The organism is Vibrio sp. Vb1026 (genome assembly GCF_033338745.1).
Classification (GTDB): domain Bacteria; phylum Pseudomonadota; class Gammaproteobacteria; order Enterobacterales; family Vibrionaceae; genus Vibrio; species Vibrio alginolyticus.
The window spans coordinates 131,142-153,460 of record NZ_JAWOTH010000005.1 but is presented as its reverse complement, the minus strand read 5'-3'; the positions used below and the strand labels follow the sequence as shown (position 1 = coordinate 153,460).

The window sequence follows — 22,319 nt, the reverse complement described above, 5'->3', positions numbered from 1 at the left end:
CTGTATGGAATCTAATTCTAGTTAAGTTTTTGATATTTATTTCTTTAAATAACAATATAGAAGAGTGTGGAAGTTATTCAATATTCTGGATCTGCTCACGCATCTGTTCAATTAGAACTTTCAGTTCAACGCCCGATGCGGTGATGTCGGTGCTGATGGATTTCGACGCTAGCGTGTTCGATTCACGGTTGAACTCTTGCATCATGAAGTCCAGACGACGACCGACTGCGCCACCTTTTTTCAGAATGTTTGTGGTTTCTTTTACGTGAGAATCAAGACGGTCTAGCTCTTCTGCTACGTCTGATTTCTGTGCCAGAAGGATTAGCTCTTGCTCAACGCGAGATGGGTCTAGCTCTACTTTCGCATCTTCAAATTTAGAGAACAGACGCTCACGTTGCCACTCTAGTATTTCTGGCATGCGTGCGCGCACTTTCACAACTTCTGATGTGATCGCTTCTAGGCGTTGCTCAATCAGCGCCTTCATGTTCTCGCCTTCACGAGCGCGCGCTTCAATAAATTCATCCATTGCGCCATCAAATGCTTCTAGTAGCACTTTATTTACCGCATCCATGTCTTGCTCTGGCGTTTCCATTACCCCCGGCCATTGCATGACTTGAAATGGATTGATTCGGCTCAGTTCACCAGTCATGTGCATGACTTGTTCAGCGGCTTTAATTACCTGGCTAGCAAGCGCTTCATTGATGCTAAGCTCACCTTTTGCGGCAGGGTTTGCTTCAAAACGCAGATTACATTCTACTTTGCCTCGCGCTAAGCGCTTACGAAAGCGCTCACGTAAAACGGGCTCTAACCCGCGAAATTGTTCTGGCATGCGGAAGTATGTTTCTAAATAACGCTGGTTCACGCTGCGGATTTCCCATACCGCAGAGCCCCAATCGCCTTTTACTTCTTTGCGTGCATACGCTGTCATACTGTAAATCATCGAATTTTCCTGTCTTCATTTTTTGAAAATTACTTCAAGAGTGTATCATGCTGCGTCGATAGGTGCGCGGGATGTATGGATTGTTTATGTTGTGCCAGCGGCGTAACCTATGAATCCGGAATCGATTCCGTTATAATCTTCGCCCAACCAAATCGTCTTCTCCTCATATTTAAGGTAGATGCCCATGCGTCCAAACGATCGCAAGGCGGATCAAGTTCGCCCTATCAAAATTACTCGTAACTACACAGCTTACGCTGAAGGGTCAGTGCTAGTTGAGTTCGGTAACACCAAAGTGTTGTGTAATGCGACCGTCGAAGAATCTGTGCCACGTTGGCTAAAAGGTCAAGGTAAAGGCTGGGTTACAGCTGAATACGGCATGCTACCTCGAGCAACACATTCTCGTACTCGTCGTGAGGCGGCAAGTGGCAAACAAGGCGGCCGTACGATGGAAATTCAGCGTCTTATCGCGCGAAGCCTACGTGCTGTTGTCGATCTAAAAGCCATGGGTGAGTTCATGATCACCGTTGACTGTGACGTTATCCAAGCAGACGGCGGCACTCGCACTGCATCTATCAGCGGCGCAAGTGTTGCAATGGCCGATGCGTTCCAACACCTAGTAGATAGCGGCAAGCTAAAAGCAAACCCAATGAAAGGCCACGTAGCGGCAGTTTCTGTCGGCTTACTAGGCGACGAAGTATTGTGTGATCTTGAATACGTTGAAGATTCAGCGGCAGACACAGACATGAACGTAGTAATGACCGAAGAAGGCAAGATGATTGAAATTCAGGGCACCGCAGAAGGTGAACCGTTCAGTCACGAACAGCTGATGGCATTGCTCGAGTCGGCGAAAGTCGGCATTACGGAAATTGTCGCAGCGCAGAAGGCGGCGTTAGCCAATTGATTTAGATAGCTCCCATTATGGGGGCTATTTTTTTATCTCGACAATAGAGAAATGAATGATTGTCGAGAAGAGACACAAGAAACCAAGGACATAGAGAGAAAATAATGAAAGCATACCAGCGTGAATTTATTGAGTTTGCACTTGAGAAAGAAGTTCTTAAGTTTGGTGAGTTTACTTTGAAATCTGGCCGTAAAAGCCCGTACTTCTTTAACGCTGGTCTTTTCAATACTGGTCGTGACCTAGCGCGTCTTGGTCGTTTTTACGCAGCAGCGCTTGCTGATTCTGGCATTGAGTTTGATGTGCTGTTTGGCCCGGCGTACAAAGGTATCCCAATCGCGACGACAACAGCAGTCGCGCTGGCGGATCACCACGATATCGACACGCCTTACTGCTTCAACCGTAAAGAAGCGAAAGATCACGGCGAAGGCGGTAACCTTGTAGGCTCTGCGCTTGAAGGTCGTATCATGCTAGTAGATGACGTAATCACAGCAGGTACTGCGATTCGTGAATCGATGGAAATCATTCAAGCAAATGGCGCAGACCTTGCTGGTGTGTTGGTTGCGATTGACCGCCAAGAAAAAGGCAAAGGTGAGTTGTCTGCGATTCAAGAAGTGGAGCGTGACTTTGGTTGTGCAATCATCTCAATCATTAGCCTGACTGACCTTGTGACTTTCCTTGAAGAGAAAGGCACAGACAAAGAGCATCTAGAAGCAGTCAAAGCGTACCGCGCAGAATACGGCATTTAATTGGTTACTTTTTCTGAAAAAGTAAAAAGGGCAGATGGATATTCATCTGCCCTTTTTTGTTTTTGGATTCATCGCCTTGACCACTTACTTATAGCGAATGCCTTTCTCGACATGCTCATCTTGCATGGTTTTATAGCGTTTATGGAGCCACATCCATTGCTCTGGAGCGCGTAGAATGACTTTTTCCACATACTTGTTCATATAAGCGGCAGCGGCGACTTCGTCTTTTTGTGGATAATCGGCTTCAATGCAGTTATCGGCGATGATGTCGTATTTTCCTTCGTCATTGCGAAATCCTGAGCCTGGGATGATCGCACATTTTGAGGTATACGCCAGAATGCTCGTGCCTGTTGTCGTACACGCATCGTCTACGGCAAAGAAGGGCACAAATACTGATTTTTTGCGACCGTAATCGTGATCCGGTAAATAGAACAGACGCTCACCGCTGCGTAAAACACGAATCATCTTTTTTACATCTTTACGATCAATCAGTTTATTGCCGTTATGTGTCCGTCCCCAATACTGGATAAAGTTATAAGCAGGATTATTATGCGGACGAAACGCGCCGTACCCGGCCACGCCTAACACGGCGAAAGCACGCGCAGTGATCTCTAGATTAAGAGCATGGACACAACAAAGTAGGACGCCTTTACCTTCTTTGGCTTTTTCACGCAGTGCGCCGAGATCTTTCTCGACGATCAGGTTTTTAAAGCGCCAAGTCGGCCAGAACCAAGTGATTCCGGTTTCTATCAGTGCCATACCGGTATTTTTGAAGTTCTCTTCAACAATATGTTGAATCTCTTCAGGTGTTTTGTTTGGAAAGGCCAATTCTAAGTTACGCTGAGCAACGTGGACACGCTTTTTACCGTAGCGCATGCCAAGTTTGCCGAGTGAACGACCTAATGAAAGCAGCAGCCGATAAGGAAGAATATTGACGAGGATGGCCAACAGACCAAAACCAAGCCATACGCCCCAGTTACGAGGGTGAAGAAGTGAAAGAGAAAACTCGGGCTGCGTGTATTTGTCTTTACTCATAGTCTTTTACTTTATTTGTGCACTCAAAAGCGCCCAGTACTCGTCAAAGTTTGCAGTCGGATGGTATTTAAAGTCGCTACGCACAAAGCGGTTTAGGCTCCCCTCAACTTGTCCCAGAATTTGCGCGGCTAGGATGCGCTCTTCGACAGGGAAAGACTTCCCTTCACGAATCTTACGTTCACGCAGGATTTGGCGCAATTGTGTTTCTATACGCTCAAAGAGTTGATTGATGCGTTCACGTAGACGTTCATTTTCAAACATTAGAGCATGACCCGACAAAATGCGTGTCAGACCTGGGTTACGTTCAGAGAACGCCAAAATAAGGTGCATCACCATACGAATACGCTCTAGTGTATCTTTTTCGTCGTCTAGAATACGGTTGATACGTGTCATCAAGGCTTCTTCAATGAACTCAATCAACCCTTCGAACATGCGCGCTTTACTTGGGAAATGACGATACAGCGCGGCTTCTGAAACGCCGACTTGCTTGGCCAGTTTTGCCGTAGTAATGCGTGAAGCGCCATCTGTTGATTCAAGCATTTCTGCCAATGCTTGTAAGATTTCTTCACGACGGTTGGATTTTTTACTGCCGGCCATTAGTTACTTCCTTTCAAAATACAAAGTTGAGCGGAGGGGATTATAAGACGCTATTTCGCCTCAAACTAGACCACTAAGGGTGGAATGGGAGATTTAACACCCTTAGTTGTCATTTTTGTACCAAATTTATGCCAGCTTTTGTAAAAAATTGGCAGGGTTTTCAAACGTTAGTTACATCAATTGATGCATTTTTTCGAGAATTTTAAAGCTCAATGCTTCTTTTGATTCCAAAGCGAGCGCAAGTTCACCTTCAGGCCAGTAAAGGGTAATTGCGTTGTCGTTGCTGTTAAATCCTTGCCCTGCAACCGAAACGTCGTTTGCACAGATCATATCGAGGTTTTTCTTTGTTAACTTGCCTCGAGCATAGGTCTCTACATCATTGGTTTCAGCCGCAAAACCGACGGTAAACGGACGCTTCTCCGTCATTGCTGCCACAGATGCAACAATATCAGGATTTTTAACCATATTAATGACCATTTCGTCGTTGTCTTCTGTCTTTTTCAACTTTTGAGACGCGATCGTTTGTGGGCGGTAGTCGGCAACGGCAGCGCAGCTAATAAAGGCATCATGCTGGTTTGCATGTGTCATAACGGCTTCGTGCATCTCTTGTGCACTGGAAACATTTATGCGCTCAACACCTACGGGCGTATTTAAACTGACAGGACCGCTCACGAGGGTGACTTTTGCTCCCATCTGCGCTGCGGCGCTCGCCAATGCATAGCCCATTTTCCCGGAGCTATGGTTCGTAATGTAACGCACTGGATCAATCGCTTCGCGAGTTGGTCCGGCGGTAATGAGTATCGACCTACCTTCTAGCAATTTTGGTTGAAAGAACTGTTCACATAGCTGTACTAGCTGCATTGGTTCCAGCATTCGACCTGGTCCTACATCACCACAGGCTTGCTCTCCTGCCGCAGGGCCCCAGATGTGCATACCACGACGCGCTAACGTAGCGATGTTCTCTTGGGTTGCGATATTGCGATACATCTGTTGATTCATCGCCGGAGAAACAGCAACAGGGGAATCCGTCGCGAGCACGAGCGTAGTAAGTAAATCGTTCCCTATGCCTGCGGACATGCGCGCGATTAAGTCCGCGGTCGCGGGCGCTAATAGCACTAAATCTGCCCATTTGGCCAATTCAATATGGCCCATAGAGGCTTCCGCTGCTGGGTCTAGTAAACTGTCCGAGACAGGACGGCCCGAAACGGCTTGCATGGTTAAAGGGGTAATGAACTCTTTTGCGGCTTTCGTCATTACAACTTGAACTTGCGCTCCTCTCTCTATGAGGCGACGGGTTAGCTCCGCACATTTATACGCGGCAATACCGCCACTGATGCCGAGTAGAATTTTCTTTCCTGCTAGTGTTTGCATGTGAGATCTCCAATTTGATGACCGGATTTTAACACAATTCAAAGTCTGACCGCCCGAGCATATATAACGAGAAGATAATTCACATCAAACTCCAGAGTATTAATCTGACCGAGGAAGGGAAAATTCTCGCCTACCTCACAGACAAGTTGCGCGGAGTTTGCAAGTCTGAAAAGAAAAAGAGGTAGTGGAAACCATGGTGTTGAAAAGTCGAAACAAATTGCTGCTGATAACCCTAATTCCGCTGTTGTTGATCACCACGTTGATCTCAGTGGTGTATTACATCAACAGCAGTAAAAGTTTGGAAGCGGAGCTGGCAAGAGACAGGCAAGAGCTCATCGAAACGAAAAAGAAAGAGTTACAAGCCTATATGATGATGGGCGTGACGGCGATAAAACCGTTATACGACACGGATGTAAATGGAAGTAATAAAGAGGCAGCAAAAGAAATTCTGAAAGCCATGCGCTTTGAAAGCGATGGCTACTTTTTTGCCTACGACTCTCAAGGTGTGAATACGTTGCACGCCATCAAACCTGCATTAGAGGGTAAAAACCTTTACGACTTAAAAGATGAAAATGGGGTCGCAGTTATTGCGGGCTTGATTGACGCTTCTCAAAAAGGGGATGGGTTCCTCTATTTCTCGTGGCATAAACCGACCATTGACGCACAAGCGCCTAAGTTGGGCTATGCAGAATATCTATCGAAATGGGACTGGGTTTTAGGTACTGGCGTTTATATTGATGACATCGACCAGCAAGTTGCGATGCACAGAGAGTTAAAGACTCAAGAGCTAAAAGAGCATACGTTATCTGCCGTGTTGATTTCCGTTATTGGATTGATCATTACCAGTGTTCTCACCAGTATCGTGGTGTCTAAAGGCATTCAGCCATTACAACATGTCGCGGCTTCATTAAAAGATGTTGCCGCAGGCGGCGGTGACTTAACGGCTCGTTTAAAAGTCGAAAGTCAGGATGAAGTCGGTGAAGTGGCGGCCGCGTTTAATGAGTTTATGGATAAGCTGCACCCACTGATGCAGGACATTCATCGCTCTGCGACGACAGTACAGACCGTTTCTCAAAGCCTGAACACTCAGACCAGCCAAGCGAGCGGTCAAATGCAGGATCACTGTTTAGAGACGGACAAAGTCGTGACGGCAGTGACGCAAATGAGCATGACTGCCAAAGAAGTAGCCAGCAATACCAATGCGACCGCGCAGGCAATTGACGATGCCAACAGTCAAGTCACCGCCGCTCAGCATGAGGTCGAGCAAGCAATAGAGGGTATTACCGAACTCGTGACGGAGATAGACAGCACGTCAGATGCAATTTCTGAGTTGAGTTTACAGACTGAAAAAATAACCAAAGTGCTGGATGTGATTGGCGAGATAGCCGAGCAAACGAATTTGTTGGCCCTAAATGCGGCGATTGAAGCGGCTAGAGCCGGTGAGCAAGGTCGAGGGTTTGCCGTCGTTGCGGATGAAGTGCGCTCGTTAGCCAGTCGTACGCAAAATAGTACTCATGAAATTGGTGACATGCTTAAGCAGCTGCAAAATGGTGTATCAAGAGCGGTCAGTACAATGTCGGTGAGCCAAAAACGAGGTGTCAAAACGGCGGAAGAATCGGCGCTCATTCAGCAATCTCTTTCTGGTGTTCATAATTCTATCGGTACGATTCGAGATATGGGTATTCAAACCGCGTCTGCCGCCGAAGAGCAAAGTGCGGTTGCAGAAGACATCAACCAAAACTTAGTGGCTATTCAACAGATCGTGAACAACATTAATGAGACGTTGCAGCATGCCGAGTCAATCAGCACGCAGCTATCACAGTCTGGAACGGAAATTCACGGCTTGGTTGGCAACTTTAAACTCTGATGAACTGTTAAGTTGCATGGAAAGCACTGATGGTACGAAGAAAGCGAAAGTCATACTCGACTTTCGCTTTTTGTTTTGTGGAATAGGGACACTTTCCATATAAAGAGACATCAGATGATACTGAAAGCTTTGCCAAATGAGTCCATGCCCAGAGAGAAGCTACTGCAACGAGGGCCGCAAGCTTTGACCGATGCTGAGCTACTGGCCATCTTCTTGCGCACAGGCACCCGCGGAATGAACGTGATTGAGCTCGCAGACTTCCTTATTCAAGACTTTGGTTCGCTCAGACAACTATTTTCAGCATCAGAAGAAGAGTTTTGTCGTCACAAAGGATTAGGGCAAGCCAAGTATGTTCAATTGCAAGCTGTACTAGAAATGACACAACGTTACTTGGCGGAGACGCTAAAGCGTGGTGATGCCTTAACCAGCCCCGACCAAACTAAGTTATATCTGTCTTCTATTTTAAGGGATCGGCAAAGAGAGGCTTTTTATATTCTTTTTCTCGATAACCAGCACCGAGTGATAAAAGATGAAATTTTATTTGAAGGAACGTTGGATGCAGCGTCGGTGTATCCGAGAGAAGTTGTTAAGCGTGCTCTGCATCATAACGCGGCGGCTTTGATTTTGGCGCACAATCATCCTTCAGGCGTTGCTGAGCCGAGCCAAGCTGACAGAAGGATTACAAGGCGTCTCACCGACGCATTAGCATTGGTGGATATTCGTATTTTGGACCATTTCGTCATCGGAGATGGGGAAAGTGTCTCTTTTGCTGAAAGAGGCTGGATATAACTGTGCGTTTTTTAGGTTGTTAGTTGCTAAAAATCTGCTATCATCCACGCCACTAAATTTTTAACTGAATTCAGCTTGGACTGCTAAAAAAATCTGCTGTCTAAAAAAAGATCACGAAAACCTGTAAAAAGGATCTGTTCGGGTCTTGAGCAATGCATATCAAGTTAGTATAATGCGCGACCTTTGATAGCCTTGTATGGATTTTCCATAGCGGTTCTTAACCTCTAACTTCTTTTCGAGAGATAGAGAGGTTCGGCCACCAAGGTTGATATCGAGCTGAAACGATTTTGGAGAAGACATTCATGTCACGAGTATGCCAAGTAACTGGTAAGCGTCCAGTAACGGGTAACAACCGTTCACACGCACGAAATGCTACTAAGCGTCGTTTTCTGCCGAACCTACAAACTCATCGTTTCTGGGTAGAGAGCGAAAAACGTTTTGTTAAACTACGTCTATCTGCTAAAGGTATGCGCATCATCGACAAGAAAGGTATTGATACTGTTCTTGCAGACATGCGTGCACGTGGCGAAAACGTTTAAGAGGAAATAAGCAATGGCAAAGAAAGGCGTTCGTGAGAAAATCCGTCTAGTATCTTCTGCAGGTACAGGCCACTTCTACACAACTGATAAGAACAAGCGTAACATGCCAGGCAAATTTGAGATCAAAAAGTTTGATCCAGTAGTTCGCCAGCACGTTATGTACAAAGAAGCAAAAATCAAATAATTGGTTTCAGTCTCTTTGATGAATTGAAAAACCCAACTTTCGAGTTGGGTTTTTTATTACCTGAATAAAAGTGCTGAAGATAAAGTGTTCAGTACGTCATCGGATTATAAAGTACTGCTGAAGTCATTTTATCGGTCCGACTCTATACTCGAATTTTTGATTGATCGCTCTCTACCGCTTTGCCAGCAATTCTCTACACACTTGCACACCGTTGTTCTAGTCAAGCTCAATACTCTTTGGTAGTTTACTCATAACGATAAGAGAGTAGAGATGGTTATGCGTGTGAGTCCGGCTCGTCGCCGCCGATGGAACAATATTCTTATTCTGGGCATTATCGCGTTTATAGTGATCTTAAATGCGCCGATGTGGATCAAAACTTACCTATTAACAGACCAAGCAGACCCCTACCCAAATGTACTTCGCTCCGACTATACGGTGGAGTCTTTGTACTATAGTGGCTGGGAGTTCGAACTGCATGATGGACGATGGCAATCCAACATCAAAGTTGATGCATCGATCAGTGAACTTGTATCACGCTGGCAATCATTGGAAGGGACCGAGCTCACCTCAGAACAGTACGATCATTTAAAACCTAACCTGACGGTACCTGAAACGGTAGAAGTTTGGTATCAGGATCTCGAAGAGCCGCAGCGGGTGACTTTCTTTCGTTTACCTGATTTTTGGCTATTTAAAACCTGGCAAGACAAATGGGTCGCTATCTCCGTCGATGAAAACTACCTTATGCCAGAGTAGAGCCTTTTTGCGCCTATACCCCTAATAAGCTTCCCTATTTATCGTTTTTCTTTTCGATTATGCTAGCAGCGAGAACTATTAGCCGGTGAATTGGAGAATCTAATGCCTGAGTTGCCAGAAGTTGAAGTGAGCCGTATGGGGATTAGCCCCCACATGGTTGGACAAACGATCCAGTCGTTTACTTTTCGAACGCCTAAATTGCGCTGGGATATTCCTACAGAGCTTAAAAAATTGGAAGGGCAGGTGATCCGTGCGATTAGCCGTCGTGCGAAATACTTACTGATCGAGACAAACACAGGTACAGCCATTGTTCACTTGGGCATGTCTGGGTCTTTACGTGTCCTAGATGCCGACTTTCCGCCAGCAAAGCACGATCATGTGGATCTCAAACTAAGCAGTGGAAAAATACTGCGTTATAACGATCCGCGTCGTTTTGGGGCATGGCTGTGGTGTGCTCCTGGCGAGTCCCATGCTGTGCTAGCAAACATGGGGCCTGAGCCTTTAACTGAAGAGTTCAATGCGGAATATGTAGCGGAGAAAGCTAAAAATAAGCGTGTCGCCGTCAAGCAGTTCATCATGGACAACAAAGTCGTGGTTGGTGTTGGGAACATCTACGCGAATGAGTCGTTGTTTAAATCTCGAATTCACCCTTCAAGGCCCGCAGGTAAGTTGACTTCTCAAGAGTGGAGGTTACTTGTTGAAAATATCAAAATGACACTTGAGATTGCCATTACGCAAGGTGGGACTACTCTGAAAGATTTTGCGCAAGCCGATGGAAAGCCGGGTTACTTTGCACAAGAGTTATTGGTTTACGGAAAACCCGGAGAGCCATGCCCAGAGTGTGGCGAACGACTTCAAGAGCTAAAGATTGGCCAACGTAATACCTTCTTTTGTAGTGAGTGTCAGAAGTAAGTCGAGCTATTATCGAGCTTAAGTTGTTGTAATCTTGCGTTCGAGCCTCAATAATTCAATCAGTTTCGAATAACTTAGTAAATTATATGAAAGTCATTTATCCGGGCACTTTTGATCCAGTGACTAATGGTCACCTCAATCTAATAGAACGTACTCACGAAATGTTTGATGAGGTTGTGATTGGCGTAGCCGCAAGCCCATCGAAGAACACTATGTTTTCATTGGAAGAGCGCGTTGCACTGATGCAGGACGTTGTAGCGCATTTACCTGGTGTGACGGTAAAGGGGTTCTCCGGGTTATTAGTGGATTTCGCGAGAGATGAGAAAGCTAAGGTTCTTATTCGTGGTTTACGAACAACGGTAGACTTTGAATACGAGTTTGGACTGACCAACATGTACCGAAAGCTATTACCAGGAATCGAGAGCGTATTTTTAACTCCTGAAGAAGAGTTTGCGTTTTTGTCGTCGACTATCGTGAGAGAAGTAGCGATTCATGGCGGAAGTATCGAACAATTCGTTCCCAAGCCAGTAGCCATCGCGATTGGGGAAAAACTGAATGAAAGACAGTAAGTTCCCTTATTATTTCTCAAACGCTCTCTCGATACTTATCCCTCGCTTTGTATATCGAGCACAAGCCAAGCGTTTACTTTCGAATCTGACCGAAGCAGAGCAGCACCGCTGTCTTGAGCGAGTGAACTATTACAATAAGTGTGAAACGCCGTTTTCAGTCGATAGCCGAGAACAAAATTACTCGACCATCGATACATTCAAAAAAACGAAAGGCTGGACGTATTTTTTCGATCTTCGCCAAGTTGTACGCTATTTCCCTTCCAGTTTTGCGTTTAACTACATCAACGGCGATGTTACACACATCCCCAATGTACCGAGCTTTATAAAAAGCCGCCCTATTTTTGGTAACAACCAAAATTCAGTGGTGTTGAAACTTAATCAAGTTCGTCATTTTAAATTTATTGATGATCCTGTTCGCTATCAAGATAAAAAGGACATGGTAGCGTGGCGCGGCGTGGGTTTTCAGCCGCATCGTAAAAAGGTGATTCATGCGTTTTACAACCATCCGCAATGCAATATTGGCCAGACCCGCCCGGTAGAAGGGGAACCATGGGAAAAGGGCTTTATGAGTATTGAAGAGCAACTGCAGTATAAGTTTTTGCTCTGTATAGAAGGCAATGATGTGGCCACCAACCTTAAGTGGGCTATGTCGTCTAACTCCTTGGTTATTATGTCAAAGCCAAAATATGAGACTTGGTTTATGGAAGGTAAGTTAGAGGCAGGCGTCCACTATGTTGAAGTGAAGGATGACTATTCGGATTTGCCCGAAAAGATGGATTATTACCTAGCGAATGAGCAAGAAGCATTAGCGATCATTGAAAATGCGCACCAGTGGGTTGAGCAGTTCAAAGATAAACCTAAAGAGCGTTTGATCTCATTGATGGTTGCCGATAAGTACTTCGCTTTATCTCAGCAACAATAAAAAAGGGGCGAAACGCCCCTTTTTATAATCTTAAGCTTCTAGAAATTGATCAACACCATTCTCACAGCGTTTAAGCTTGTTTTTAATGGTGTTTTCTAAAATCTCGTCATTTTGTCCGAGTGACGCACGAGAGTTTTCTACGTGGTACAAGTGGTAGCCTACACCTGCGAATTTTAGGTAAAGACGTGACTTACCCGCATTCAACATGCGATGAACAAACTCGCTGTCTTCGCGTCCCCATCCAACAAAATCTTGGTTGAAGCCATTCACCTCGATGACATCTTGTCGCCAAAACGCCATGTTGCAGCCGCGAGTGGCTTTATCGTTATTACGCTCGTAAGAGAACCATTTCGATAGCAAGGCGTTGGTGATGCAGTTTTTACGATTGCGAATGCCTTTGCTGAAAATGGAAGGCACTAAGCCGTTTTCCATGATGGCCTTGCTGCAGCTTTCATCCGTTAACACACGTCCACCCTGCACAAACCAATTTGGTTTTGCGACTTGCTTATGTGATTCAATAAACGTTTGGGACAGCACCATGTCGCCATCAATCATGATGAGGTAGTCACCTGATGCTTTGGCGATCGCACGGTTGCGGCTCATTGAAAGCTGAAAGCCATTATCCTCGTGCCAACTATGAATCAGTGGAACCGGAAAACCTTCACGCATTTGGTCAACCATTGCTTTGGTGTCTTCTCGAGAGCCATCATCTGCAACAATTACTTCGTCAGGCAAAACGGTTTGACGTTTCACGCTTTCTAACACCGCTTTTAATGCTTCTTTCCAGTTGTAAGTGGTGATAATTAAAGTCGTTTTCATGATTTTTTTGCCTGTTCACGTAAGTAGAGATCGATATATTTTACAAAAGTAGAGTGCATGCTTAGCCAAGCTAGAATGAAGCCATGTTTGCCATCAAGGAAACCTCGTTTGAGAACATACATCTTCAAAAAGCTCGCAAGAGCGTGAACGATAGCGGTCGTTAACCCCGCTTTCTTTTTTCCTTCCCGTTCATCTGTCCAGGCCTTGAGGTATCCAGTGGTTTTATTGATGTAATGATGAAGGTGCTCGTAAGTGTAGTGATGCAGTCGACCATCCAGTTTTTCAGTTTGATAGTTTTTCTCATCAACTTTTTCATGAACGAGCGAATCATTATATTGTGTATATTCGGTGCGATATAAGCGCACAATCCAGTCTGGAGACCAACCAGAATGGTAGATGAACTTACCAAACGCTGAGCTTAGTCGATTAAGTTTGTATAAAACGTTCGGCTTATTGGCTGATACCGCGTGTAAGATACTTTCTTTTAGCTCTGGAGTGACTTGTTCGTCCGCATCAAGCCACAAAACGTAGTCTGCTGTAACGTATTGCTGCGCCAGTTGGCGCTGTTTACCGAATCCTGGCCAATCTAGGTTGGTGTAAAACTTATCTGTGTATTGTCGGGCGATTTCTTCAGTGCGATCAGTGCTGCCCGAGTCTAGAAGGACAATCTCATCGACCCAATCTTTTACTGTGTCTAGACAAGCTTGTAAGTGCTTCTCTTCATTTTTTACAATTAAGGCAACGGCTAAGGTTGGTTTGGACAAGGTCATTTCCTTCTTAACAAATCAAGACAGTAAGTTTACTGGTATTGAGGATACAAATCTTCTAAGACTTGATCGAACATGCTCATTACTTGAGTGCTGGTAATGCGGTTCATTGCCGTTTCATCTTTAGCGCGAGTTCGCCAGCTTAACTCGTGACTGTTTTTACCTGTTTCCGCAAAGATCGTTTCTTCATACACTGAGATAACGTATTTTAGGTAGCGGTAAGGTCCCACTCGCAGCGGATTATGGTGTGCATAGAGCCCGATGATTGGCGTTTTCATGGCATTCGCCATGTGTGCTGGTCCGGTATCGGGGGCGATGACTATTTCAACCTTATCTATTAACGCAAGCATTTGTAGAATTGAACTTTGTCCAACTAAATTTAGACACGGCTCTTCCAAGCGAGATTGAATGACTTCTGCCAGATCCAATTCTACCTGAGCAGGGCTGCCTGCCAGAATCACGTTCCAGCCTTTTGCTCTGGCGTGATGAATCACATCCACATAACCTTCCGCGTTCCAGTTTTTATAAGCTTTGCTCGCACCGGGCACAATCAGCAGGTTAGGTTTACTACGAGAAATATGAGACTCTGCCCAAGCTTGGTCGTGGTCTGAATAAGAAAGTACCCAGTCTAGTTCTGCCTTTGGTACCCCAATTTGATGGGCAAAGGCCATTAAGCCATCTGCGACATGCAGAGATTGCGGGGAAGGCACTTTGACATTGGTAAATAGTGTTTGAAAGTCCTGGCTTCTATCAGAAGAGAAACCAAGTTTGTATTTTGCTTTAATGCCCAACGTTGCGACACTCGCTCGAATCGCGTACTGCATATGCAATAGCGCATCAAACTCTCTGCCTTTCAGCTGTCGCCAAAGTGATTTGTAGCCATCAAGTCCCGCTTTTTTATCAAAAACAATCACTTCTACACCATCGATGGCGGCTAATAACTGGGCTTCAAGTTTACCCGTTATCCAAGTAATCTGGGTCGAAGGCCAGTGTTTCTGAATAGCTTGAATGGTGGCGATAGTATTGCAAACGTCTCCGATAGCGGACAAACGCAAGACGCATAGTGACGATGGGGCAGAAGTGAACATAATTATTGTCTGATTCGATGAATAGAGGCAGGTAAATTATGCAGACATCCCCAATAAATGTAAAATACACGGCTCGAATATAGCTAAGTACCGATAAGTGTTCTGCAATGTCAAAGACAACACCACATCAATCGCAAGAATCTGGCAAGCCGGGTAACACCGGGCTAAAGCGCATCGTTAAAGCGACGGGTTATTCGATCCAAGGATTAAAAGCGGCTTTTAAGTATGAAGCTGCCATTCGACAAGAGTTGGCTCTGTTGAGTATCGCCGTGATTTTGGTTTGGCTCGTGGATGTCGGCATGGTTGAGCGTATCTTAATGATCGGGGTCGTGGTGTTAGTCTTGATTGTAGAGCTTGTAAACTCAGCGATTGAGGCAGTGGTTGATCGTATCGGTATTGAACGGCATGAACTCAGTGGTCGAGCTAAAGATATAGGCTCTGCTGCCGTTATGGTTGCATTGGCGTTCGCTGCATTTACTTGGTTGTATATATTAGCCAGCCGATATTTAGGCTAGAGGGTGAGCGTATGACTCAACAGTATAAAAACAACAACCAAGTGATCTGGTTTGATGACGAGATCATTACAGACCCTAGCCAACCGATATTTGATGCGGAATACTGGCAGTCCTCCGACAAGGTGGTTGGCAGTGCGACGGGGCGAGGCACGACATGGTTTATCCAACTAGAGAACATGCAAGCGGCACTACGTCATTACCGTCGTGGCGGTTTGTTTGGGAAGTTAGTTAACGATCATTATTGGTTCTCTGGCTGGGATAACACCCGTTGTGCGCAAGAGTTTCAGCTTTTGTTGGCGCTAATTGAGGCTGGGGTGCATGTTCCTCGTCCTATTGCAGCAAGAGCCGTAAAGTCAGGACTCTTCTATCAAGCTGATTTATTAAGTGAGCGAATCCCAAACGCCAGAGATCTGGTTAGTATCTTGCAAGAACAGTCTTTATCGGTAGAAATGTATCAGAAAATAGGGAAAGAAATTGCCAAGATGCATCAGGTTGGCGTTAACCATACTGATTTGAATATCCACAATATCTTGATCGACGACAAAGATAAGGTATGGATTATCGATTTTGATAAGTGTCGTTTTGAAACTTCTGGTGACTGGAAGCATCAAAATCTAAATAGACTTCTGCGTTCATTTAATAAAGAGCGTTTAAAGCGACAGATTATTTGGCAAGAATCCGATTTTGAACATTTTCAGGACGGTTATGCTTCTCAATCTTAATTGAGTTTTTTATCATTTTATGTTGATTGCTCTAAGTAAGCCTTCTTGAGTCTAACGATGCTCGAGTGAGTCTATAAACTACAATAATCATAAAGTATTCATGTGTATCTGATGGCACAAAAATTAACGTAGGTAACATTTGTAATGAAAATATTAGTAACCGGTGGAGCAGGCTTTATTGGGTCAGCTGTTGTCCGACATATCATTCGTGACACCCAAGATACCGTCATCAATTTAGATAAACTGACCTACGCAGGGAATCTAGAATCACTGGTTGATGTCTCAGAGAGTGAACGTTACTACTTTGAGCAAGTAGATATCTGTGACCGAGCTGAACTAGATCGCGTGTTTTCAGAGCATCAACCCGATAGGGTGATGCATTTGGCCGCCGAGTCTCATGTCGATCGCTCTATTGATGGTCCTGCTGCTTTTATTGAGACCAACGTGATGGGCACTTACCATTTGCTTGAAGCGGCTCGTCAATATTGGTCGGGCTTAGATGAAGCGCGCCAATCGGCATTCCGTTTTCATCATATTTCTACGGATGAAGTGTATGGTGATTTAGAGGGAACGGATGATTTGTTCACCGAAACCACTTCATACGCGCCGAGCAGCCCATATTCTGCATCTAAAGCTTCGAGCGATCACCTGGTTCGCGCTTGGCAACGTACTTATGGCTTACCAACACTTATCACTAATTGCTCCAACAACTATGGCCCGTACCACTTCCCAGAGAAGTTGATCCCTCTGATGATTTTAAATGCCCTCGATGGCAAGCCGTTGCCTGTGTATGGTGATGGTATGCAGATCCGAGATTGGCTGTTTGTGGAAGACCATGCTCGCGCGCTGTACAAAGTGGTCAACGAAGGTGAAGTCGGTGAAACCTACAACATTGGTGGCCATAACGAAAAAGCCAACATCGAAGTGGTGAAAACCATTTGTGCTTTGCTTGAAGAGCTGCGACCAAACAAACCTGCAGGTGTTGAGTCTTATGAATCTTTGATCACGTATGTGAAAGATCGCCCAGGTCATGATGTGCGTTACGCAATTGATGCCACCAAGATTGCTCAAGAGCTTGGCTGGACGCCAGAAGAAACGTTTGAAAGCGGTATTCGCAAAACCGTGGAATGGTACCTCAATAATCCGCAATGGTGGCAACGCGTGCTTGATGGTTCATACAGTTTAGAGCGATTAGGAGCGGGCGAATAATGAAAGGCATTATTTTAGCTGGTGGCTCGGGCACTCGCCTTTACCCTATTACACGCGGTGTCTCTAAGCAGTTACTGCCGGTTTATGACAAACCAATGATTTACTACCCGTTGTCGGTACTCATGCTTGCTGGCATTCGTGAAATCTTGATCATCACCACGCCAGAAGACCAAGAGGGTTTTCAGCGCCTATTGGGTGATGGCTCAGAGTTTGGCATTGAGTTGCAATACGCGATTCAGCCAAGCCCAGATGGCTTAGCTCAGGCCTTCATCATTGGTGAAGACTTCATTGGCGATGACTCAGTATGTTTGGTGCTGGGTGACAACATTTTTTATGGGCAAGGGTTCACTCCTATTCTTCAGCAAGCTGCGATGAAGAGCCGTGGTGCGACGGTATTCGGTTATCAGGTTAAAGATCCAGAGCGATTTGGCGTTGTAGAATTTGATGCCAATATGCAGGCGATTTCGATTGAAGAAAAACCAGTAAAGCCTAAATCCAATTATGCTGTCACTGGGCTGTATTTTTATGATAACCGAGTCGTCGAATTGGCAAAAAAAGTCAAACCTTCAGCTCGTGGTGAATTAGAGATTTCGACGCTAAACCAAATGTACCTTGAGCGAGGTGACCTGAATGTTCAATTACTAGGGCGCGGCTTTGCTTGGTTAGATACTGGAACGCATGAAAGCCTACATGAAGCTTCTTCGTTTGTTCAAACCATTGAAAATGTTCAAGGTCTTAAAGTTGCCTGTTTAGAAGAGATTGCGTGGCGCAATGGGTGGTTAACAAGAGACCAGATACTATCCATTGCAAAACCGATGCAAAAAAATGATTACGGACGTTACCTTTCCGAGTTAGTCACCGAACAAAAATAGCACTACTCGTTAGTTGCAATGAGATATTAAATGATGAGCAATGAAATTGTTCCTGTAACAAAACCATATCTACCGTCAAAAGATAAGTATAAACAATATGTTGATCGTGTGTACGAGAGCGGTTGGTTGACCAATAGTGGTCCTCTCGTTAAGGATTTAGAATCTCGACTAGCTGAGTATCTTGGTGTTAAGCATGTTATATTGGTAGCAAATGGCTCATTGGCACTTCAAGTTGCTTACAAAGCACTTAATCTAGCTGGAGAGGTGGTCACAACACCTTTCTCTTTCGCTGCGACCACAAGCACGCTTAATTGGGAAAATTTAACCCCTGTTTTTTGTGATATTGAAAGTGATACCTTTAATATCAATCCTGATTTAATTGAAGATCTTATTACAGAAAAAACGTCTGCAATAGTACCGGTGCACGTGTTTGGTAACCCATGTAAAGTCAATGAGATTCAAGCTATAGCAAACAAGCACGGCCTAAAAGTTATCTATGATGCCGCTCATGCTTTTGGTGTGGACCTAAATAAAGAAAGTGTATTAACGTACGGTGATATAAGTACATTAAGTTTCCATGCCACAAAGTTATTCCACACGATAGAGGGTGGAGCTGTGATTACACAATGTGATGAGCTAGCAGCTAAAGTACGCTCTATGATTAACTTTGGAATAACGGGACCGGATTCGATAGAAGGCGTTGGAACTAATGCCAAGATGAATGAGTTTGAAGCCGCTATGGGTCACTGTGTTCTAGATGATATAGAAAGTATCATGACCAAGCGAAGAGGTTTATGGAAAAGTTATCAAACTCACCTTTCTGATGTTTTCCAAATGCAATATTGGTCGGATAGCTCAAAACCTAATGGTGCGTACGTACCAATCGTGTTTGACTCGGAGCAGTCATTACTTAGAGCTAAGGCTAACTTGGAAGCGAATAACATTTTTCCAAGAAGGTACTTTTATCCAAGTTTAGATCTTGTTGATAGTTATGGTCATGAAGGAACTCCATGTGAAGTTAGTCGCTCGATTAGTAAAAGGATCTTATGCTTGCCTATATATTTTGATTTGTGTGAATCAATGGTAAACAAGATAAAACAAATACTTAAAAAATCATGATTGGTTGCAAAAAGAGAGTATAAGATGAGAAACAGCATCCTGAAATATCTACAAGCATCGTCGATGAAACATCCAGAAAATATTTGTGTTTCGGATTCGAACCACTCTTTGACTTATGCAGAAAGTACAGCAAAGTCATATGCTATCTCATTGCAACTAAGACAGCAGGGAAGTTTAAACAAGCCGATTGTTGTATTTGCGAAAAAATCTGTAAATGCACTCTCCATGATCTTTTCTGCGACAATGGCTGGAGGGATTTACTGTCCCGTAGACATTAACTCACCTAAAGAACGACTATTAAAGATCTTATCTAACCTTCAAGATTGTCTTGTTCTTTATGATGAAACGTCTCGAAATTTATTAAATTCATTAGAATTAGATAGTCCAATTTCAACTATTAATATCGATGAAATACCAACATCTAAGCTACCTATGCAAGATATTTGGGCTGATATCGAAAAGTTTAATCAAACCGTTATTGATAAAGATCCATGTTATATAATTTTTACTTCAGGCTCTACAGGCACACCAAAAGGTGTCACTATTTGCCATTCTAGTGTTATTGATTATATTGATTGGGCTAATTCAACCTATCAAGTGAGCAAGGCTGATATTATTGGTAGTCAAGCACCACTATTCTTTGATAATTCGACTTTAGACATCTATTTGGCGTTGTCTAATGCGGCAGAATTGCATGTTATTCCTGAAAGCGTGTTTATTTTTCCTCAGAAAACACTTGAATACCTGAAAGAAAAAGCAATAACAACGATCTTCTGGGTTCCTTCATTGCTTGTAAATATTGCGAACCTTAAGTTACTTGATCAGTTTCAATTGCCATGCTTGAAGAATGTATTGTTTGCTGGGGAAGTAATGCCAGCGAAGACGATTAAGTACTGGTTAGATAAGCATCCTAATGCTCATTACTCTAACTTGTACGGACCAACAGAAATTACCGTTGATTGCACCTACTATGATGTGCCGTCAGACTGGGATGGGGATAGCTTACCTATAGGGATCCCTTGCCATAACTCAGGAATTCTAATCCTAGATGAAAACGACCAACGTAATGATGAAGGTGAATTGTGCGTTCGAGGCTCTAGCTTAGCGCTTGGGTATTGGGCTAACTCAGAAAAAACAGAAGAGGTATTTTGTCAAAACCCACTTCAAGATAAATACATTGATATGATCTATCGTACCGGAGACTTGGTTAGACTTGTTGATGGTTTAATTTATTATATTGGTAGAAAAGACTTCCAGATTAAGCACAATGGCTATCGTATAGAACTTGGTGAAATTGAGTCTCAGATCATGGAGCTAGATGCTGTCGAACAGTGTATTGTTGGTTATTTATCAGAAGATAAAGTGCTTTATTCTTTTGTTCAATGCAGTAGTTCGATGAGTGAAGTTGAGCTTAAAGTTGCACTGACGAAACGTTTACCAAAGTACATGATTCCAAGCAAGATTGGCTTTATAAAGGAAATGCTTTTTACGCCAAATGGTAAGTTAAATAGAAAAGCTTTTTCAGAGAAAGCGCTACAAGAATTTGTAAAGGTTAAATAGTAGTATGTGTGAAAAAATTATAGCAATCTTAACCACAATGAAACCAGAACATGAGTTTGCTAAAGATACTGAACTTTTTGAATCAGGTCTGTTGGACTCTTTTGATTTGTTAGTCCTAGTAAGTGAGATCGAAGCTCAGCTAGCTATTTCAATTCCTGGTGAAGGTTTGGTTCCTGAGAATTTTGTTTCGCCGCATGTTATTGGTGAGTATCTTAAAACGATTCAAGGTTAATTTATGAAAAGTGATATTGGCAATATCTCGCTGAAAGGGATAGTCGCAGCCGTTCCAAAGCATATTTCTTACTTTGATGATGAGATAAAAAACTACTCACACACAGAGCAGAGTTCTAAAAAGCTGAAGAAGCTAATGGGATACAATCAACATCATGTTGTTTCAAAAGAAACGGCGCTCACTGATATGATTTTTCCTTTGCTTGAGGACCTGTCAACCACTCTTGGGTGCGACTATCAGGATGTGGATGGAATTTTGGTGGTAACTCAAACTCCTGATTACCCAATTCCGTCAACGGCTTCGATAGTACATGGCGCTTTTGACTTTAAAACCGATTGTTATTGCATGGACATCAACGATGGTTGCAATGGCTATATTCGAGGTTTGTTTGAAGCTTCGAGCCTAGTTCGTAATAGTGATGCGCAAAAAGTGTTGCTAATTGCTGGTGATGTTTTAAGCCGTAAGGTTTCTTTAAAAGATCGTAACTCATACCCTCTTATTGGGGATGCAGTTACTATCACTTTAATAGAAAGAAGAGCGGAAAATGTGAAGGCCCCTCTTGAGATCAAACATGATGGTAAAGGAGCAAAAGCTTTAATGATCCCATCAGGTGGTATGGTAAACCCTTGTACCTCTGATACTGCCACTCTTGCTGAGGACGAAGAAGGGAATTGGCGTTGTTCTGAGCATTTGGTCATGCAAGGTAGAGACGTTTTTACGTTTACTCAAACAACGGTAATCAATTTTATTAAAGAGTTTATTGAAACGAACACAAAACCAGAAGAGATTGACTACTTTTTCTTTCATCAAGCAAATAAGTTTATCTTGGATCGTTTCCGTTCAGCACTGAAGGTAACGGAAGAGCAGTTACCTTCAGAGGTAGTGACTATTTATGGTAACTCTTCGTCCGCAACTGTTCCAATGTCGATTTTATCATCTTGGATGAAGAATTCGGGCTTTGAGGGTAAAAAAGCACTATTATCAGGCTTTGGTGTAGGTCTGAGTTGGGGGGCGACCTTGGTTGATGTCAATGAACTTACACTATGTAAACTAATTAAGTTGGATGTATAAATGACTGTTTTTTTGGAAGAACTAGCTGAGATCCTAGAGTTGGAAGTAGAAGAGTTAACTCCTGATTTTGAATATCAAGAAACGGAAGAGTGGGACTCTTTAGCCCAATTATCTCTTATCACTTTATTCGCAGATGAATATCAAGTAGAAATTGGGCACGGTGATTTAATCGAACGAAAAACTGTGGGTCAATTGCTCGAGCTACTTCCTCAGTAATTTC

The 22,319-nt window shown here is 43.8% G+C and carries 26 protein-coding genes; 19 read left to right on the top strand and 7 right to left on the bottom strand.

What is annotated here, in order from left to right:
• Positions 1-73: 73 nt before the first annotated feature.
• Positions 74-940 carry a YicC/YloC family endoribonuclease gene (locus tag R7E47_RS10655; protein WP_005384776.1) on the bottom strand — a complete coding sequence of 289 codons (867 nt, stop codon included), beginning with the start codon at positions 938-940 and terminating at the stop codon, positions 74-76.
• A 184-nt stretch (positions 941-1,124) separates the two neighbouring features.
• Between R7E47_RS10655 and rph the strand changes: the two genes are divergently transcribed.
• Together rph and pyrE are read left to right on the top strand one after the other, a co-directional pair.
• Positions 1,125-1,841, top strand: coding sequence for a ribonuclease PH (gene rph, locus R7E47_RS10650; RefSeq protein WP_031780917.1), 717 nt, complete (start codon positions 1,125-1,127; stop codon positions 1,839-1,841).
• Between the two features lie 104 nt (positions 1,842-1,945).
• Positions 1,946-2,587, top strand: a complete 642-nt coding sequence (gene pyrE / locus R7E47_RS10645) for an orotate phosphoribosyltransferase (protein WP_104979943.1) — start codon at positions 1,946-1,948, stop codon at positions 2,585-2,587.
• Positions 2,588-2,671: 84 nt separating this feature from the next.
• On the opposite strand, the gene R7E47_RS10640 is transcribed toward pyrE, so the two are convergent.
• From R7E47_RS10640 to coaBC, 3 genes are all read right to left on the bottom strand, one after another.
• Positions 2,672-3,622 (bottom strand): Kdo(2)-lipid IV(A) acyltransferase, encoded by a 951-nt coding sequence (locus R7E47_RS10640; RefSeq protein ID WP_318084264.1) that lies wholly within the window; start codon positions 3,620-3,622, stop codon positions 2,672-2,674.
• 6 nt (positions 3,623-3,628) lie between these two features.
• On the bottom strand, positions 3,629-4,219 hold the full coding sequence (slmA, locus tag R7E47_RS10635) for a nucleoid occlusion factor SlmA (RefSeq protein ID WP_318084263.1): 591 nt from the start codon (positions 4,217-4,219) through the stop codon (positions 3,629-3,631).
• A 171-nt stretch (positions 4,220-4,390) separates the two neighbouring features.
• Positions 4,391-5,590, bottom strand: a complete 1,200-nt coding sequence (gene coaBC / locus R7E47_RS10630; RefSeq protein WP_225466410.1) for a bifunctional phosphopantothenoylcysteine decarboxylase/phosphopantothenate--cysteine ligase CoaBC — start codon at positions 5,588-5,590, stop codon at positions 4,391-4,393.
• Between the two features lie 193 nt (positions 5,591-5,783).
• On the opposite strand from coaBC, the gene R7E47_RS10625 reads away from it, so the two are divergent.
• The 8 genes from R7E47_RS10625 to R7E47_RS10590 all read left to right on the top strand — a co-directional run bounded on the left by R7E47_RS10625 (position 5,784) and on the right by R7E47_RS10590 (position 12,125).
• Positions 5,784-7,457, top strand: coding sequence for a methyl-accepting chemotaxis protein (locus R7E47_RS10625; RefSeq protein ID WP_203345736.1), 1,674 nt, complete (start codon positions 5,784-5,786; stop codon positions 7,455-7,457).
• A gap of 114 nt (positions 7,458-7,571) precedes the next feature.
• On the top strand, positions 7,572-8,246 hold the full coding sequence (gene radC / locus R7E47_RS10620) for a RadC family protein (protein WP_025768320.1): 675 nt from the start codon (positions 7,572-7,574) through the stop codon (positions 8,244-8,246).
• 302 nt (positions 8,247-8,548) lie between these two features.
• Positions 8,549-8,785 (top strand): 50S ribosomal protein L28, encoded by a 237-nt coding sequence (gene rpmB, locus R7E47_RS10615; RefSeq protein ID WP_005384783.1) that lies wholly within the window; start codon positions 8,549-8,551, stop codon positions 8,783-8,785.
• Between the two features lie 13 nt (positions 8,786-8,798).
• A complete protein-coding gene (rpmG, locus tag R7E47_RS10610) occupies positions 8,799-8,969 on the top strand; it encodes a 50S ribosomal protein L33 (RefSeq protein WP_004410866.1) in 171 nt (56 codons plus the stop codon).
• A 276-nt stretch (positions 8,970-9,245) separates the two neighbouring features.
• Positions 9,246-9,722 carry a hypothetical protein gene (locus R7E47_RS10605; protein WP_192947891.1) on the top strand — a complete coding sequence of 159 codons (477 nt, stop codon included), beginning with the start codon at positions 9,246-9,248 and terminating at the stop codon, positions 9,720-9,722.
• Between the two features lie 102 nt (positions 9,723-9,824).
• Positions 9,825-10,634, top strand: coding sequence for a bifunctional DNA-formamidopyrimidine glycosylase/DNA-(apurinic or apyrimidinic site) lyase (mutM, locus tag R7E47_RS10600; protein ID WP_042522608.1), 810 nt, complete (start codon positions 9,825-9,827; stop codon positions 10,632-10,634).
• Positions 10,635-10,720: 86 nt separating this feature from the next.
• Positions 10,721-11,203 carry a pantetheine-phosphate adenylyltransferase gene (gene coaD / locus R7E47_RS10595; RefSeq protein WP_005379411.1) on the top strand — a complete coding sequence of 161 codons (483 nt, stop codon included), beginning with the start codon at positions 10,721-10,723 and terminating at the stop codon, positions 11,201-11,203.
• Positions 11,190-12,125, top strand: a complete 936-nt coding sequence (locus R7E47_RS10590; RefSeq protein WP_005379412.1) for a glycosyl transferase family 90 — start codon at positions 11,190-11,192, stop codon at positions 12,123-12,125. The genes coaD and R7E47_RS10590 overlap by 14 nt, the downstream gene beginning before the upstream one ends.
• Positions 12,126-12,155: 30 nt before the next feature.
• Here the strand turns inward: R7E47_RS10590 and R7E47_RS10585 are convergent, their stop codons facing one another.
• The 3 genes from R7E47_RS10585 to R7E47_RS10575 are packed head-to-tail and all read right to left on the bottom strand — an operon-like array spanning position 12,156 to position 14,799.
• Positions 12,156-12,944, bottom strand: coding sequence for a glycosyltransferase family 2 protein (locus R7E47_RS10585; RefSeq protein ID WP_005379421.1), 789 nt, complete (start codon positions 12,942-12,944; stop codon positions 12,156-12,158).
• The gene (locus R7E47_RS10580; RefSeq protein WP_005395793.1) at positions 12,941-13,708 is read right to left on the bottom strand and encodes a glycosyltransferase family 2 protein; all 768 of its coding nucleotides are present in this window, start codon (positions 13,706-13,708) and stop codon (positions 12,941-12,943) included. Before R7E47_RS10580 ends, R7E47_RS10585 begins: the two co-directional genes overlap by 4 nt.
• A gap of 35 nt (positions 13,709-13,743) precedes the next feature.
• Complete coding sequence (locus R7E47_RS10575) at positions 13,744-14,799, bottom strand: glycosyltransferase family 9 protein (protein ID WP_170893627.1); 1,056 nt, start codon at positions 14,797-14,799, stop codon at positions 13,744-13,746.
• Positions 14,800-14,906: 107 nt separating this feature from the next.
• On the opposite strand from R7E47_RS10575, the gene R7E47_RS10570 reads away from it, so the two are divergent.
• The 9 genes from R7E47_RS10570 (at position 14,907) to R7E47_RS10530 (ending at position 22,315) form a co-directional block, all read left to right on the top strand.
• Complete coding sequence (locus R7E47_RS10570; RefSeq protein ID WP_203345734.1) at positions 14,907-15,314, top strand: diacylglycerol kinase; 408 nt, start codon at positions 14,907-14,909, stop codon at positions 15,312-15,314.
• An 11-nt stretch (positions 15,315-15,325) separates the two neighbouring features.
• Positions 15,326-16,036 carry a 3-deoxy-D-manno-octulosonic acid kinase gene (locus tag R7E47_RS10565; RefSeq protein ID WP_203345733.1) on the top strand — a complete coding sequence of 237 codons (711 nt, stop codon included), beginning with the start codon at positions 15,326-15,328 and terminating at the stop codon, positions 16,034-16,036.
• 144 nt (positions 16,037-16,180) lie between these two features.
• The gene (rfbB, locus tag R7E47_RS10560) at positions 16,181-17,245 is read left to right on the top strand and encodes a dTDP-glucose 4,6-dehydratase (RefSeq protein WP_064368911.1); all 1,065 of its coding nucleotides are present in this window, start codon (positions 16,181-16,183) and stop codon (positions 17,243-17,245) included.
• Entirely contained in the window at positions 17,245-18,117 is an 873-nt protein-coding gene (gene rfbA / locus R7E47_RS10555; RefSeq protein WP_203345732.1) for a glucose-1-phosphate thymidylyltransferase RfbA, read from the top strand. The genes rfbB and rfbA overlap by 1 nt, the downstream gene beginning before the upstream one ends.
• A 30-nt stretch (positions 18,118-18,147) precedes the next feature.
• Positions 18,148-19,236, top strand: a complete 1,089-nt coding sequence (locus R7E47_RS10550) for a DegT/DnrJ/EryC1/StrS family aminotransferase (RefSeq protein ID WP_318084256.1) — start codon at positions 18,148-18,150, stop codon at positions 19,234-19,236.
• Positions 19,237-19,260: 24 nt separating this feature from the next.
• Positions 19,261-20,796 (top strand): amino acid adenylation domain-containing protein, encoded by a 1,536-nt coding sequence (locus tag R7E47_RS10545; protein ID WP_318084254.1) that lies wholly within the window; start codon positions 19,261-19,263, stop codon positions 20,794-20,796.
• A gap of 4 nt (positions 20,797-20,800) precedes the next feature.
• On the top strand, positions 20,801-21,028 hold the full coding sequence (locus R7E47_RS10540) for a phosphopantetheine-binding protein (RefSeq protein ID WP_031827230.1): 228 nt from the start codon (positions 20,801-20,803) through the stop codon (positions 21,026-21,028).
• Positions 21,029-21,031: 3 nt separating this feature from the next.
• The gene (locus R7E47_RS10535; protein WP_021452986.1) at positions 21,032-22,099 is read left to right on the top strand and encodes a ketoacyl-ACP synthase III; all 1,068 of its coding nucleotides are present in this window, start codon (positions 21,032-21,034) and stop codon (positions 22,097-22,099) included.
• Positions 22,100-22,315, top strand: a complete 216-nt coding sequence (locus R7E47_RS10530) for a phosphopantetheine-binding protein (protein ID WP_021453150.1) — start codon at positions 22,100-22,102, stop codon at positions 22,313-22,315.
• Positions 22,316-22,319: the final 4 nt, after the last annotated feature.